Origin of the sequence: Mongoliitalea lutea (assembly GCF_014652135.1) — a bacterium.
In the GTDB taxonomy this organism is placed as follows: Bacteria; Bacteroidota; Bacteroidia; order Cytophagales; family Cyclobacteriaceae; genus Mongoliitalea; species Mongoliitalea lutea.
In genome coordinates, this window is the sequence record NZ_BMYF01000012.1 from 58,158 (window position 1) to 72,918 (window position 14,761).

The window sequence follows — 14,761 nt, forward strand, 5'->3', positions numbered from 1 at the left end:
TGAAATAATCGTGAGGGTCCAAGCTCAAAAGGCCTCCATTTATGCTTAGCATAGCTGGAGGTCTTTTTGTTTGTATAGGTATTTGCATCATTTTTTAGCGTAGTTGACCGATTGGATAGATTTTGGTCAAATGAGTAGACTGTCCGTTTATGTGACGATTTACAGAATTTATTATGGTAAACATGAAAAAAATCCATAGATATCAAAAATTTTTGAAATTAATCCCTTATTTTCCAATTCATTAGAACGAATCTTTCACCACAACCAGTATTCTATGGAACTCACCATCAAAAATCTCTCAAAGACGTACTCCAATGGAGTCAGGGCACTCAATGACATTTCTTTGACCATTCCTCAGGGAATGTTTGGACTTTTAGGCCCCAACGGGGCAGGCAAATCTACCCTGATGCGAACAATTGCTACTCTTCAAGATGCCGATAGTGGCAGTATTTTTTTAGACGAATTGGATGTGTTGAATGATAAACAATCCTTGAGAGAAAAGCTTGGATATCTTCCGCAGGATTTTGGATTATATCCCCGCATCAGTGCAGAGGTCATGTTGGATCATATTGCGCAAATGAAAGGAGTGATCCACAAGTCAGAGCGCAAAGACTTGGTATCTTCTCTTTTACAAAAGGTAAACCTTTACAAGGATCGTAAAAAAGCCTTAGGTACTTTTTCTGGAGGGATGCGTCAGCGGTTTGGGATTGCACAGGCTTTGGCGGGTAATCCATCCTTGATAATTGTAGATGAACCCACAGCAGGCTTGGATCCATCGGAACGAAATCGTTTTTATAACCTTCTAAGTGAATTGGGGGAAAATACCATTGTGATTTTATCCACCCATATCGTAGAGGATGTGAGTACGCTTTGTGCCAACATGGCGATCATCTGCCAAGGTGAAGTGCTCATGCAAGGAAAACCATCGGATGGAGTTAAAGCCTTAGAAGGAATGGTGTACCAAAAGAGTGTGGATAAGTCGAAGTTGCATAGTTACAAAGGTACCTATAACCTGATTTCAACGCAGCTGAAAGAAGGCAAATTAAGTTTGCGGATTGTCAGTGAACAAGATCCTGAAAATGGATTTGCCAAGGCTCCTACCAATTTGGAGGATGTATATTTCAGCCATATTGCTCAAAAAATGGACCCTATTACTTTGTAAGCCATGAAAGGATTTTGGAATGTTTTCACCTTTGAGATCCGATATAGGCTAGCAAGACCTGCTACCTATGCTTATTTCGGAATGGTTTTTGGAATCGCTGTACTGCTTTTTGGAGGAGGGTATACACCTGCTTCAGATACAGTTTATCATAACTCACCTTTAGTCATTGCCTCTTTGCAGGTAAATATTTCTCTTTTTGGAATCCTGTTGGCATCGGCCATCATGGGGGTACCTATCTACAGAGATTTAGAGCATAAGACGGGTAATTTTATGTTTAGTTACCCTTTAAGCAAATTTGCCTATTTCATGGGGAGGTTTTGGGGTTCTTTTGTAGTCCTATTGGGGATTACCCTTGGAGTACTGTTGGGGATTTATGTCGGCTGTATCGTTGGGGCAGCTACTGGATGGACTGATGCAGATCGTTATGGACCCCATGTATTTTGGTTTTACATTCAGCCTTGGCTTACCTTAGTTCTGCCAAATATGTGGATTGCGGGAACGTTGTTTTTTGCCCTGATCATATTTACGAGAAATATTAAATCGATTTACTCTGGAGGGATTGTACTGTTCATTGCGTATTTGCTTTCCAATTTTTTGGCGCAAGACATAGAAAATAAGGAGCTTGTACAGCTTCTAGATCCATTTGCACTCAATTCTTTCAATTTAGAAACAAGGTATCTCACGCCTTTTGAGCAAAATTCTTTTATCCTTCCCCTTCAAGGATATTTGCTCTTCAATAGAATTTTGTGGGTTTCTCTTGGCCTATTGGTATTTATTGCTGCGTATTGGCGGTTTTCATTTTCTTACTTTTTTCAGGAACGCATGAAGAAAGCAAAAAAAGAAACAATTGAAGAGGCACCGGCCACTATTTCTTTGGATAGGGTTACGACCAATTTCTCTAATGCATTTCAATGGAAAAGTCTGATAGCCTTATCAAAAATAGAGGTAAGCAACATTGTCAAAGATGTGTATTTCAAATCCATTTTACTTGGCGGCTTGGTATTTTTGGTCATTGATTTTTGGATAGGCTCGACTATTTATTCGGTTTCGAATTACCCTGTCACCTCCTTTTTGATGGAGTTTAAAAATTTTGATTACAACCTCTTTGTCTTCATCATCATAGTATTTTTCACCGGGGAGTCTATTCACCGCAATCAATCCTCCGGATATGCGGTCATCAGTGATACTTTTCCTGTAAAGGATGGAATACTACTATCTTCCAAGTTTTTTGGAATGGTAGCGGTGACATTTATTTTGGCCATCATCCCTATACCTGTTGGGATTTTGGTTCAGACCTTGAAAGGTTATTTCAATTATGAATTATCGATTTATTTGGTAGATAGCTTACTGATTTCTTATCCCGATTACCTGCAAATGGTGATGTTGGTGTTTGCTGTCCATATGGTCTTCAATAATAAGTTTGCGGGCCATGCAGCGAGTATAGCCATTTGGATTGTGTTAGGCTTAGTATTGGATTTGGCAGAAATTAACTTTAAACTTTTCCAATATTCGTTTAAGCCGGGTTTCATTTGGTCAGATATGAATGGATTGGGCCATTTGGGAACTTCCCTTTTCTGGTTCAATATTTATTGGACTTCTATCGGGTTATTTTTGCTGCTTTTCTTTAGCATTTTCTTCATCAGAGGGACAGAAGTCAATTTTAAAAGTAGGTTAGGTATTGCCAAAAGGCGCTTGAATACTCCTGTTGTAGGTGTTTCATTGATTTTCCTATCTATTGGCTTGCTTTCGGGAGGATACATTTTCCACACAGTAGTGTATGACAATGATTATCAAACCGTAAAGGAAGGACAAAAAGAGCGTGCTGATTATGAAAAACAATTGAAGCAATACGAACGCCTTCCTCAACCCAAGGTAGTAGATGTTTTTTTGAAAGCAGATTTGGTCCCTGAAGAGCGAAATGCATATTTCAATCTTTTGCTCACGGTTGTGAATAAGACAGATAGCCCCATTGATTCTTTGCACATGCATGCCAATTCCTTGACAGCGTTTGATGTCAAATTAGATGGGAAGGCACTTCCTTATCGTTTTCCATTGAAGTATGACAAGCGAAAGTTTGATATTCTTAATAAGTACGAGTCAAAGGAATGGTACAAGATTTTGGCACTTCCTTCTACTATGTATCCGGGTGATACCTTGCAATTGGAAGTCACGGCAAGTCTTTTGAACAAAGGGTTTCCTAATTCGGGTTATAACCGCGATTTGGTCTATAATGGTACCTTTACCTCTGCCTTTTTGCCGAGTTTTGGGTATAATGAGTCTTTTGAGCTAAGTTCGGATGAAATCAGGAAAAAGCATGGGCTGGAAAAGAAGAATACAGACCTTCCTCCTCATGATGACCCATTTGGTTTGGCTAACCTATTGTTTTCCCAAGACGCAGACTTCGTAAGGTTTGAGGCAATAGTCGGTACACATCCCGAACAAATAGCTGTTGTACCAGGATATCTGCAAAAAGAATGGGAAGAAAATGGTCGAAAGTACTTTCACTACGTACAGGATACACCAATACAGTATTTCTTTTCGGTAGTATCCGCCAAGTATGATGTGTTGTTGGATGAAGTTACGCTTCCTAATGGTGAACATGTAACCATAGAAATCTATCATCATCCACAGCATAAGTACAATTTGGACAGATTCTTAGCTGCATATAAGGATGGTCTCGTGTATTTCTCTGAGCGTTACAGCCCTTTCCAATTTAGACAAATGCGCATACTGGAATTTCCTCGATATGCTGGATTTGCGCAGTCTTTTCCAAATACAGTCCCCTATTCAGAAAGCTTTGGTTGGGTAGCTGATTTTAGCGACCCCAACAGTTTCGATTATGTGTATTTTGTAACAGCCCACGAGTTGGCCCATCAATGGTGGGGGCATCAAATTCCCCCAAATTATACCAGAGGATCTAATTTAATTTCGGAAGCTTTAGCAGAATATTCAGCCTTAATTCTGACAGAGCGAACCTATGGCAAGGATAATATGAAGCGCTTCTTGAAAGATGAGCTTGATCGTTATCTGTCAGGAAGAGCCAATGAAAGCAAAAAGGAAAATGTCTTTATCAATGCTGACCGAGGCTATATATGTTATCAAAAAGGTGCTTTGGTATTGTATGGATTACGGGATTTTATTGGTGATGATGCCATGGATGTTGCTTTGCAGGGTTTTCTTGGGGAGTTTGGATTGAAAGAAACCCCTCCATTTCCGGGTAGTTCGGATTTGCTACGCTACTTGACTGAGCAAACACCGGATTCTTTGCACTATTATTTGGAGGATACATGGCATAAGATTACCCTGTATGAAAACAAAGCCACAGAAGCTTCTGCAAAAAAAACAGGAGAGGATGAGTATTTGGTTACGTTGAGTTTCAATACCCAAAAAGTGTATGCCGATAGTTTGGGTAGAGAAACTCCGGCAATTTATGATGGGGATTATATCGATATCGGAATATTTGCTAAAGATGATACGGATGAAAACGGTAAAAATCGCACCAATCCCCTGTATATCCAAAAACACAAACTTAAGCCAGGCAGTCATCAATTGGAAATCCGTGTGACAGGGGGCATTCCAGCAAGGGCAGGTATCGATCCGTACAATAAACTCATCGATCGTATTCCTGAAGATAATGTAAGCTCTGTCAATATAAAATAGCGAGAGATTAACCTACTACATGGGACGCACAGGTATAAAGGGTTTTTAATGGATCAAAATTTCTTCTGGGTTTATAGACACATGTATTACTTTAAGTGATACTTTAAGGTCTAGTATGAGTTCTGTGGATAATTTGCAAAAAAGCAGGTTATCCACAGGCCTAAAAGGCAATGTGATTCGGCTTGATATTAAAGCTCTTCTATATTCCTATGTGGTAATTTGTCACCTCAAGTTAAACTTTAAGATATAGCTATTGGCTGTTAGGTACAGCGCTTTTTCATCAGTGGATAAAGCACAATTGGAAGTTGCCTCCCCTGTTTGTAGCCGAGCTAATACCGTTCCATCAGCGTCAAAAACCCATACGCCTCCCGGGCCTGTAGCAAAAATCACACCGGAACTGTGAACCTTTAATCCATCAGGAAGTCCTTGAAAGCCTGCTTTGCCTACAAATTCAGTGGCATCAAAGAATACCGTTCGATTGTGGATAAGTCCATCTTCCCTTTGTTCGTAGCGATACCAAACAGCTTCTCGGGGATATGAATTGGCTACATAAAGGTATTTTTCGTCTGGACTCCAGGCAATCCCATTTGGTCTGCTTAAGCTGTCCAATAGTAAGAGCGTTCCATCAGTGTTCATTTGAAACACTCCCTGAAAGCTCAATTCCTTACTTAGATCATCCATTCCAAATTCAAGACCATAAGGAGGATCCGTGAAGTATAGGTTTCCATGACGGTTATATACAGCATCATTTGGGCTATTCAACCGCTTTCCCTCAAAGTTATCCACAAGTGTTTCAAAGTTGGGTTTGGGATCGTCCAGCGAAGCACTCATACGTGCCATCCTTCTATCTCCATGTTGACAAAGCACCAAATGTCCTTCCTGATCAAGTATCAGCGCATTGGAGCCTGTTTCTCCACCTCTTTGAGTTGATCCTGTATATCCGGATGGTTTGAGGTAGAGAGACAGTTTGCCAGTATGATCTATTTTGAAAATGGAATTTTGTGGAATGTCTGAAAAAATCAATGCCTGCTCACTTTCCAGCCATAGTGGTCCTTCGGTCCAAGAGAAGCCTTGGGCGAGAATCTCAAAACCTTGCTCCGGATCAATCAGTTTTAAAGCTCGCTCGTCAAGAATCTCAATGAAAGCGTCTGCTTTCATCCTTGAATCCTGCGAATGACAACTCGTGGAAAGAATAAATAAGAAGCTTATGAAAATCAATAGACGGTTCATCTTCGGATATAGCTTTAGTGGAGATTTCAAAGAAATTAAATATACTTGTAATAACTGTGAATTCCTTGAGAGGAATATACAATTATTAGTTTCCATATGAGCTCCCAGCCATTGCAAGTTTGTTTTTTAGATATTGAAGTTGATCCTCAAAGTGGCAAATTGCTGGACTTTGGGGCAATAAAAGCTGATGGTTCTAGTTTCCACTATCCATAAGGCCAAAGGAAAGGAGTTTGATGAGGTGTTTTTAATGTTAAGTAATGCTACCTGTGTGGATAACTCTGAGCGAAGACTGCTGTATGTGGGGATGACCCGTGCGAAATCTAGGCTTTCTACTCATTATCGGGAAATTATTTAGATTCTATAACAGCTCCAGCTTTAGAAAAACTTACAGTAGACTCCATGCCGGAAGATCAAAGGCTTTTGATTCTTCATTTGGGTTTGAGGGATGTCAACCTTGGGTTTTCCACATACAGACAAAAAGCAATTCATGCGCTCAGAACTGGAGAAATGCTTCAAGTGGTGGATTCAGACTGTTTGAATAGTCAGGGAATAGCTGTTCTCCGTTTTTCTCAGGCATTTCAGCAAAATCTACTTGGATTCGAACAAAAAGGCTATGTCATCCAAGATGTTCGGGTGAATTGGTTGGTTTATTGGAAAAATCCCGAAACTGAAAAAGAGGTGTTGGTTGTTTTGCTGGAAGTGATTTTGGGTAAATAGCCTTAAAACTTTAGCCAACCTCCAACGGATTTTTTCAGTATATAGAGAAACAACCCACTTTAACCGTATGATACATTCAGACATTTTCCAAGATAATCCCAAACTATCCATTTTTTTACCCATCTATTACACCCTTTGGGCTGATAGTGTCATGACAACTACTGAATCAAAGGAGGTAGAGGCACTTATCCACAGGCAATATTGGCTCAGTGCCGAGGAAAAGGAATGGCTTTTTGAACAATTTAATCCTAGCAATCCTCCCAAACCAAAGTTGTTGAAAAACCTGCGAAAAGAAATCAAGTCCATACCAATTGAGCAGGAAAGTTTGACCGCTATTGGGGTTGCTTTGGCCCAAAAGTATCAGTCTGATGTGAGTTATCCACAGGATGTCATGGCAGATTTTGAGTTTACGGAGCAGGCTTTAGGGTTGTTGGGGAAAGAGGCAAGCTATAGCTTTAAATCCGGTCATGAAACCATTACCAATGTCCAACATGCCGAGCAAAACTTCAATGTTTCTGCGTTGACGGCTCTTTTGGATGGTTCCCACGCTGAGCTTATCCACAGAGTTAAAACTGTTATATCTGATCATGCTTTTGCTTTTCGGGAGTTTGAAAGTTTACAGGATCAACGAGAACAAACGCTTTTGTGGTGTCAGGAATTGGCCAAGCAGGGATTTGGGGCTTGGGCTTTTCCAAAGTTTGCGGATGGAAAGGATGATATGGAGGGCTATTTTGCCATAATGGAAACGCTCTCTTACCATGACCTGAGTATGGTGATCAAATTTGGGGTGCAGTTTGGATTGTGGGGAATGAGTATTTTCTTCTTAGGCACTGAAAAGCATCATCGAAAGTATTTGAAGGATGTAGGTAGCCTTAAACTTCCCGGCTGTTTTGCCATGACCGAGACAGGCCATGGTTCCAATGTAAGAGGCTTGGAAACCACAGCTACCTACAATCATGAGAAAAAGACGTTCACCATTCACACACCAAACCCTGACGCTCGAAAGGAATACATCGGTAATGCTGCTTTGCATGGTCAAAAAGCCACTGTTTTTGCGAAGCTAATTATTGACGGAGAGGATTTTGGAGTAAATGCTTTTATTGTTCCTTTGAGGGATGCTGAGGGCAATTTGGTCTCAGGTGTTCGTATTGAAGATTGTGGACGAAAGATGGGTTTGAACGGTGTGGATAACGGGGTCATTTACTTTGATCAGGTGGATATACCACAAGAAGATATGTTGGACAGATTCTCTTCCGTCAATGAAGCAGGTGAGTTTGAAAGTCCCATCAGCTCGGACAACAGGAGGTTCTTTACCATGCTTGGCACCTTGGTTGGGGGAAGGATTGGTATTCCTCGATCTGCTTTGGCTGCTACCAAAACAGGTTTGACCATAGCTATTCGTCACGGAGAAAAGCGGAAGCAGTTTGGTCCTGAAGGTGGAGAGGAAGCTCCAATTTTGAACTACCGCATGCACCAGCGAAGATTAATGCCGCCTTTGGCTACAAGTTATGCGCTTCATTTTGGGTTGAGGTATTTGACGGATAGATTTTTGAAACGCTCTGAGGAAGATGCACAGGAAATAGAGGCTTTGGCTGCTGGATTGAAGGCCTATACTACTTGGTTTACTACCGCTACTTTGCAGGAGTGTAGGGAAGCCTGTGGAGGAAAGGGTTATCTATCTGAGAATAGAATCGATGCGCTCAAAAATGACACAGATGTCTACACCACTTTCGAGGGGGATAATGTGGTTTTGATGCAATTGGTGGCAAAAAATCGATTGACAGAATTTAGGCAGGAGTTCAGTGATATGAATATGTTCACCATCTTCAACTATGTCACTCATCAGGCCAAGACGAGCATAACGGAGAAGAATCCGCTGATCGTCCGAAATACAGACAAGGAACATTTGTTGGATATGGATTTCCATTTGAGTGCCTTTCGCTATCGTGAACGAGCGATTTTGACAAGTGCAGCTCGCAGGATTAAGCGACATATTGACGAAGGGATGGATTCCTTTGATGCATTTAATGTAGTACAGCATCATTTGCTCAATGTGGGGCAGGCATATATCGAACGAATAATCTTGGAGGAGTTTCAGGCTGCTGTGAAGGAAACAGCTGATGAGGGAATAAAAGCCGCCTTGACGCAGTTATGTCAGTTATTTGCGTTGTACACTATTGAGAAGAACAGAGGCTGGTATTTAGAACAAGGCTATATGGAAGGTGTGAAAACTAAGGCTATTCGTAAAGAAGTGAACCAATTGTGCTGGGAAGTGCGAAAAAATGCATTAGCGCTCACGGATGCTTTCGCCATCCCCGAAAGCTGCATCGCCGCTCCTATTGCTCGCAGAAACCGCGGAAGTGAGGGAAAGGTTTTTAAAGCCACAGATGAACACAGATAATCACAGATGTTTTGCTGACGCAAATGGGTAGTAGAACCCCCATCCAATATTTCAATTTATATCAACCTTATTTCTACTTTATTTCAATTCAAGCGAATCGTATTTCTTACCAATATCCCAATATCCCAATTTCCCAATATCAATCAATATCCCTTCTTCCTATTGATGGTGATAGGGCTCATTTCTCAAAATCGTATGTGCCCGATAGATTTGTTCCACGAAAAATAGCCGGACCATTTGGTGTGAGAAGGTCATGGCTGATAGGGAAAGCTTGCCATTGGCGCGTTTATAAACCTCATCCGAAAAACCATAAGGGCCTCCAATGACAAAAATTAAGTTCTTTAATCCAGCATTCATCTTTTTTTGTAGGTATTCAGAGAAGGCTAGGGAGCTATAGTGTTTTCCTTGTTCATCCAATAATACGAGCTCATCGGATTGCTGCACCTTTTTCAAAATCAGCTCTCCTTCTTTTTCTTTTTGAGAAGCTTCGCTAAGGTTCTTGGAATTTTTGATGTCAGGGATGATATCTAATTCAAACTTGGTATAAAATCCCAAGCGCTTTACATATTCCTGAATCAATTGTTCCAGTTCTTTGCTGTCTGTTTTACCGATGGCGATAAGCTTGATTTGCATGGTACAAAGGTACACTTTACCGATTATATAAAAACAAAACCCTGACATGGTTATAAACCCGTGTTTAATGTACATCAACAACCCTTGATGATCAATGAAATATCCATCGATTAGGCTCATCACTTTTTTGTAAACAAAAGGCTAGTTATTCGTCTTTTACTATCACTAACCAAAACTATATTTAACATGAAAAAATTATTGTCTTTCGTGGCTTTAGTTACATTTTTTGTGACTTCCGCATTTACGCTTAACAACAACTCAGAAATCTATGCAGATGAAGACATCGTAGATTTAGCTGTTAAAACTGAGTTTCTTTCGACATTGGTAGCAGCTGTGCAGGCTGGTGAATTGGTAGATGTATTGAAAAGTGATGGTCCTTTCACTGTATTTGCACCAACCAACGAGGCTTTTGCAAAATTGCCTGCAGGTACTGTAGAAAATTTATTAAAGCCAGAAAACAAAGCTCAATTACAAGCGGTATTAACTTATCATGTAGTTCCTGGTAAAGTGTATGCTAAAGACCTTTCAGATGGAATGACTGCTAAGACAGCTCAGGGTTCTGATGTAACTTTTAAAGTGTATGATGGAAAAGTGAAGGTAAATGGAGCTAAAGTTACAGCAGCTGATATCGAAGCGAAGAATGGTGTTGTGCATGTGATCGATACAGTAATCCTACCTGGAATGTAATTGGTTGTCTGTCTATTTTGAATCTAAAGCCTCGGAATTTTTCTGGGGCTTTTTTTGTCCACGAATGGCACGAATTTCACTGATAGTTTTTTGCTTTATTCAATCATAATCCTTTCCGAATATTTCGACGAATCTGTCTACCATATGCAGAGCCATATATCAACTTTATTTCGCGAAAGCTTATTTCATTGTCTAACCCTAATAGTTTCTCTAATTCATTCTTCATTCTCAATTCCCAACCTAACGCTTCAAAAAAAAGTCCCTCCATTTCTGAAGAGACTTTTCTTAAAACCTTACTTGATATACCCTTTTCGCTTTAGAATCGTTTCGACAAATTTGATGTCGTTGTCGGAATAAAAAATCGTGAAAGGAAGGTAGATAAACTGTGCTTTTGAAATGGTCAATACGTATGCGTCTTTTTTGATTTCGGCAGTTTTGATCATTCCCCAGTTGATAGGCATTCCCTGTTTGGCGTTAAGCTTCATCAAGACTTGTCTGCTATCAATTTCATAGGCCATCTTTTCGAAGATCACTTTGTTTTGTTCCATTTGAGAAACACCTGCAAATTGGATTACCCAGAAGAGCAAGTATAGCACATAAGCCAAAATGGCCATGCTGATCCACCACCAAGATGGAATCCAAAAATAACCGCAGGCAATTGCAACTGCAATCAAGACTACCCACCACTGCTCTTTGAGTACATTTACAAGACCCATTTTGATATAGGTACCAGTGTCTAATTTGTATTTTTTCGTTTTAACTATCATTCGCTTGATTTTTCAGGACGCAAATATCCGATTATAAGTCCTATTTCACAAATTCCTAGCTTTTTTGCTCCAGATTTCAACAAAAAAAAATAAAGGATGTTAAAAAAATTGACATGCTTTTCAATTGTTGTTAAATTAAAGCAAATTTCAGAATATGAGTAGTTTAGTAGTAGACTTGATGTTATGCGGAATGGCCTATGTGGTGTTGATATACTTCATCGCTACGCTAACAAAGGCAAGAATCCCCCGCAACAGGGATAATGGGGACGATGGAGATGGAGGCGTAGAAGACCTTACACCACCTAAGATTGATTTGCCACCCGGAGTTATTTGGCCTGCCGATGGTCCTGTCAAGCGTATGAAAGAGCCTGTTGACGCTTAGTCTAGCATCAATTGCACTTATCGCAAACCCCTTGCACTAGTAGAGAAATCTCTTTCTTAGAAAATCCTTTGGGTAATTCAATAGAGGGTAAGCTAATTTCATCAATACAGGTAGTATCCCCACATTTTTCGCACTTGAAATGTACGTGTTCATGATGATGAGGTGTCTTATCCTCATGGGAATGTGTGCAGAGTGCATACTTAGTAGCACCACTGTCATCCAATACTTTGTGCACGAGATCTGAATCCAAAAAAGTTTTTAGCGTGCGATAAATGGTGACCCTGTCAAAATCGTCTTTTAATTTTTCTTCCAAGTCCGCATGTGTCAAAGCCACCTGTCTATCCAAAAAAGTTTTTAACACATCTTTCCTGCACTTTGTGACACGTAATTGATGCTGCTGTAAGAGTTGAAGTGGAGTTTTTCCCATGGGTTCATTGTGGTTACTGCGCTTTCAAAAATAGGAAAGAAAATCAGGGAAGACAAAAAAGCCGGCTCAATTTAGAGCCGGCTGTAATCCTTATTTAGGATCTAAGATTTTTTTGATCCTTGCAAGGGCATCTTCCAAATGCAATCTACTCGCTCTATCAGAAGTTCTCCCGATAGCAGCAGTGATCTGTCTTTCCAAGGTTTTCAGTTCACCGCGGGCCATAGGACGGATGTCTGATTGGGAAGCATTGATCTGAGGTCCAGCAAAAGCTCTGAAGTTAGCCGGTAGGTTTGGTTCATTGCCTGTTAACAACAATTCTAAGCGCTCGATATGCGCACGCTGCAAGCTTCTTCTATGAACATCGATGGTTCTTCCGCTGCTTAGTTCTGTCCAAATACCAGCTCTCAAGTCATCAAATAGCTCAAACATGGTATACGCATCCTTACCGTTGAGAGCTTCGTTTTCGATCATACGACCTAAGCGACCCCACTCCAAGATGCCATTTAATGTACCTACCTGTACTCCACGGATTCTTTCCAAGGCTCCAAAATCACCTGTTCTAGAGATGATTTTCTCATCCATCAACCAAGTTGGTGTGGAAAAAAGCTCTTTGTTGATAAACTGAACAGCTCTTTTTTGCTTGGCTTTATCTACATGAACATATACTTCTTCTCCTTGACCGGCAGATTTGTAAAACTCGTAAACACCACCTACATTGGTGCGAACGTGTCCCATGTAGCGATTGTATTGTCCGATTACCTGACCGTACATTTCATTCAAATCTGCATAATCTTTGAATGGTTTGTCTTCTTCAGCTGTCCATTCCATCAAGTTAGGAAGGATGATCTTCAAGTTTTTAATTCCATAATCAGATGCTTTCATCGCATCATCTCCCAAGTCTTCACTCTGCGTACTTGGGTCATAATTATTACCTTGTCTTCCAAATCGGTAAACTGGATCATCAGCCCTTTCTAAAATCCACTGATTCAAAATAGGTTGCTCATCTTCTGGAGTTTTTGCATCCAATATTGGCTTATATCCCCACATAATGGAGTATTTGTCATAAGGACCTACATCAGGCATCAAGCTTACACCTTCATCACCTGGTTGAGCGATGTAATTGAAGCGTGCATAGTCCATGATGGATGGAGCTGTTCCAAATTCTTGGGTAAATGTTGCGGAACGCAAAGAGTCTACTGGATATGCATGAGAGGAAGCAAAGTTGTGAGGCAAACCTAAGGTATGGCCTACTTCATGAGCAGAAACAAATCGGATCAATCTACCCATTACCTCTTCTCTGAATTTCACTCCTCTTGCTTCAGGGTTTACAGCAGCCGTTTGAATAAAGAACCAGTTTCTCAACAAATTCATCACATTGTGATACCAACCGATATCAGACTCGATGATTTCACCGGAACGTGGATCTGACACGTGTGGTCCGTATGCATTCTGTATATCGGAGGCAAAGTAACGAATGACAGAATAGCGGGCATCTTCTGGACTCCAGTCTGGGTCTTCTTCCGGACTTGGTGGGTCCATGGCAATGATGGCATTTTTAAATCCAGCTTCCTCAAAAGCTTTTTGCCAGTCTTCTACTCCTTGCTTCAAATATGGTCTCCATCTGTCTGGAGTTGCTGGATCGATGTAAAATACGATAGGTTTTTTAGGCTCTACTAATTCACCTCTCCTGAATTTGTCGTAATCCTCTTCTTTCACTTCCAATCTCCAACGGTCCAAGAAAGTTCTTCTCGTCGCCTTTTGCTCATCCAATCCAAAATCCACTACAGATCTACTAAACCAACCTACTCGTCTGTCTGATAGACGCTGCATCATTGGCTCTTTTGGAAGGAGAATCATGGAGGAATTCATTTCCAACGTAATTAAGCCAGTGCTTGAGTTGGATGGAGGGTTTGTCGCTGCATAGGTCATTACGTAGCGAGCCTCGATATTGATCGGATAAGGAGAGATTCTATCGATGTAAGAACGCTCATTGTCCAATCTTGTGACACGGAACTGCTCTCTTCTATTCCTAGGAAGACCAATCGCCTGCACATCTTTGGCAAATAAATCCGTTACTTCGATTACCACACCATTTCCATCTTTAGCTTTAGCTTTGATATCAAATTTTTGAAGAATAGGCTCTAAGTTGGATGCTCTTACAGCTGTGAAAATAGGTAGTGAATCTGCGGCAGTATTGCTGTAAGACACCACTTTAAGAAGGATATCATTCATGTTTTTATCCCATCTTACCAATAGCGTGTTGGTACGTTCACCCCCGTAGCCAATGCCATCAGCTGTTTTGGCTATGGTGGTTACGATCAACATTTCCCTACCTAATAGAGAATCAGGAATTTCATAGAAATACTTGCTGTCAATTTCATGAACCTTGAAAAGGCCCTCTTTGGTCTTGGCCTTGTCAGTGATGACTTCACCATAAGGTTTTGGCCCAGGTCTGTTTGCCTGAGGTCTTGGTGCGGGCGCTGCCGCAGGTGCCGCTGCCGGAGCATTTTTGGCGTCCTTTTTCTTTCGCTGAGCAAAAGCATCCTCTGCAAAGAAGAATGCTGTCAGCACAAGAAGTAAAGAAAGCCCTTTTCGGCAATTATCGATTGTAAACTTCTTCATGTGTATGTATGTTGACTAAATTACAGGTCTTGAAATAACTCACTTCGGGTCTATTTTCTTAAATTTCCTGTTC

12 protein-coding genes are annotated in these 14,761 nt (G+C 40.7%); 7 read left to right on the plus strand and 5 right to left on the minus strand.

Annotated features, from left to right (window positions below; genetic code table 11):
• The first annotated feature begins 274 nt into the window (after positions 1 to 274).
• Positions 275 to 1,162, plus strand: coding sequence for an ABC transporter ATP-binding protein (locus IE080_RS10830; protein ID WP_189582023.1), 888 nt, complete (start codon positions 275 to 277; stop codon positions 1,160 to 1,162).
• A gap of 3 nt (positions 1,163 to 1,165) precedes the next feature.
• Entirely contained in the window at positions 1,166 to 4,822 is a 3,657-nt protein-coding gene (locus IE080_RS10835) for an ABC transporter permease/M1 family aminopeptidase (protein ID WP_189582026.1), read from the plus strand.
• 222 nt (positions 4,823 to 5,044) lie between these two features.
• Here IE080_RS10835 and IE080_RS10840 read toward each other — a convergent pair whose 3' ends face one another.
• Positions 5,045 to 5,980, minus strand: coding sequence for an SMP-30/gluconolactonase/LRE family protein (locus IE080_RS10840; protein ID WP_229800588.1), 936 nt, complete (start codon positions 5,978 to 5,980; stop codon positions 5,045 to 5,047).
• A 259-nt stretch (positions 5,981 to 6,239) separates the two neighbouring features.
• On the opposite strand from IE080_RS10840, the gene IE080_RS10845 reads away from it, so the two are divergent.
• The 3 genes from IE080_RS10845 (at position 6,240) to IE080_RS10855 (ending at position 9,170) form a co-directional block, all read left to right on the plus strand.
• Positions 6,240 to 6,407 (plus strand): ATP-binding domain-containing protein, encoded by a 168-nt coding sequence (locus tag IE080_RS10845; protein ID WP_189582032.1) that lies wholly within the window; start codon positions 6,240 to 6,242, stop codon positions 6,405 to 6,407.
• Positions 6,408 to 6,451: 44 nt separating this feature from the next.
• Positions 6,452 to 6,769: a hypothetical protein gene (locus IE080_RS10850; RefSeq protein ID WP_189582035.1), complete on the plus strand. Its 318-nt coding sequence runs from the start codon at positions 6,452 to 6,454 to the stop codon at positions 6,767 to 6,769.
• A gap of 67 nt (positions 6,770 to 6,836) precedes the next feature.
• The gene (locus IE080_RS10855; protein ID WP_189582038.1) at positions 6,837 to 9,170 is read left to right on the plus strand and encodes an acyl-CoA dehydrogenase family protein; all 2,334 of its coding nucleotides are present in this window, start codon (positions 6,837 to 6,839) and stop codon (positions 9,168 to 9,170) included.
• 159 nt (positions 9,171 to 9,329) lie between these two features.
• Here the strand turns inward: IE080_RS10855 and rlmH are convergent, their stop codons facing one another.
• Complete coding sequence (rlmH, locus tag IE080_RS10860) at positions 9,330 to 9,803, minus strand: 23S rRNA (pseudouridine(1915)-N(3))-methyltransferase RlmH (RefSeq protein ID WP_189582228.1); 474 nt, start codon at positions 9,801 to 9,803, stop codon at positions 9,330 to 9,332.
• Positions 9,804 to 9,989: 186 nt separating this feature from the next.
• On the opposite strand from rlmH, the gene IE080_RS10865 reads away from it, so the two are divergent.
• Positions 9,990 to 10,490: a fasciclin domain-containing protein gene (locus IE080_RS10865; RefSeq protein ID WP_189582041.1), complete on the plus strand. Its 501-nt coding sequence runs from the start codon at positions 9,990 to 9,992 to the stop codon at positions 10,488 to 10,490.
• A gap of 293 nt (positions 10,491 to 10,783) precedes the next feature.
• Here the strand turns inward: IE080_RS10865 and IE080_RS10870 are convergent, their stop codons facing one another.
• Complete coding sequence (locus tag IE080_RS10870; protein WP_189582044.1) at positions 10,784 to 11,257, minus strand: YcxB family protein; 474 nt, start codon at positions 11,255 to 11,257, stop codon at positions 10,784 to 10,786.
• Between the two features lie 154 nt (positions 11,258 to 11,411).
• On the opposite strand from IE080_RS10870, the gene IE080_RS10875 reads away from it, so the two are divergent.
• Positions 11,412 to 11,639, plus strand: coding sequence for a hypothetical protein (locus IE080_RS10875; protein WP_189582047.1), 228 nt, complete (start codon positions 11,412 to 11,414; stop codon positions 11,637 to 11,639).
• Positions 11,640 to 11,646: 7 nt separating this feature from the next.
• Here the strand turns inward: IE080_RS10875 and IE080_RS10880 are convergent, their stop codons facing one another.
• Positions 11,647 to 12,066, minus strand: coding sequence for a Fur family transcriptional regulator (locus IE080_RS10880; RefSeq protein ID WP_189582051.1), 420 nt, complete (start codon positions 12,064 to 12,066; stop codon positions 11,647 to 11,649).
• Between the two features lie 90 nt (positions 12,067 to 12,156).
• Positions 12,157 to 14,688 carry a zinc-dependent metalloprotease gene (locus tag IE080_RS10885; RefSeq protein ID WP_189582054.1) on the minus strand — a complete coding sequence of 844 codons (2,532 nt, stop codon included), beginning with the start codon at positions 14,686 to 14,688 and terminating at the stop codon, positions 12,157 to 12,159.
• Positions 14,689 to 14,761: the final 73 nt, after the last annotated feature.

Bases quoted from the DNA above. Each gene is read 5' to 3' on its own strand.
- IE080_RS10830 (WP_189582023.1), top strand. From the start codon at position 275: ATGGAACTCACCATCAAAAATCTCTCAAAGACGTACTCCAATGGAGTC.
- IE080_RS10835 (WP_189582026.1), top strand. From the start codon at position 1,166: ATGAAAGGATTTTGGAATGTTTTCACCTTTGAGATCCGATATAGGCTA.
- IE080_RS10840 (WP_229800588.1), bottom strand. From the start codon at position 5,980: ATGAAAGCAGACGCTTTCATTGAGATTCTTGACGAGCGAGCTTTAAAA.
- IE080_RS10845 (WP_189582032.1), top strand. From the start codon at position 6,240: ATGGTTCTAGTTTCCACTATCCATAAGGCCAAAGGAAAGGAGTTTGAT.
- IE080_RS10850 (WP_189582035.1), top strand. From the start codon at position 6,452: ATGCCGGAAGATCAAAGGCTTTTGATTCTTCATTTGGGTTTGAGGGAT.
- IE080_RS10855 (WP_189582038.1), top strand. From the start codon at position 6,837: ATGATACATTCAGACATTTTCCAAGATAATCCCAAACTATCCATTTTT.
- rlmH (WP_189582228.1), bottom strand. From the start codon at position 9,803: ATGCAAATCAAGCTTATCGCCATCGGTAAAACAGACAGCAAAGAACTG.
- IE080_RS10865 (WP_189582041.1), top strand. From the start codon at position 9,990: ATGAAAAAATTATTGTCTTTCGTGGCTTTAGTTACATTTTTTGTGACT.
- IE080_RS10870 (WP_189582044.1), bottom strand. From the start codon at position 11,257: ATGATAGTTAAAACGAAAAAATACAAATTAGACACTGGTACCTATATC.
- IE080_RS10875 (WP_189582047.1), top strand. From the start codon at position 11,412: ATGAGTAGTTTAGTAGTAGACTTGATGTTATGCGGAATGGCCTATGTG.
- IE080_RS10880 (WP_189582051.1), bottom strand. From the start codon at position 12,066: ATGGGAAAAACTCCACTTCAACTCTTACAGCAGCATCAATTACGTGTC.
- IE080_RS10885 (WP_189582054.1), bottom strand. From the start codon at position 14,688: ATGAAGAAGTTTACAATCGATAATTGCCGAAAAGGGCTTTCTTTACTT.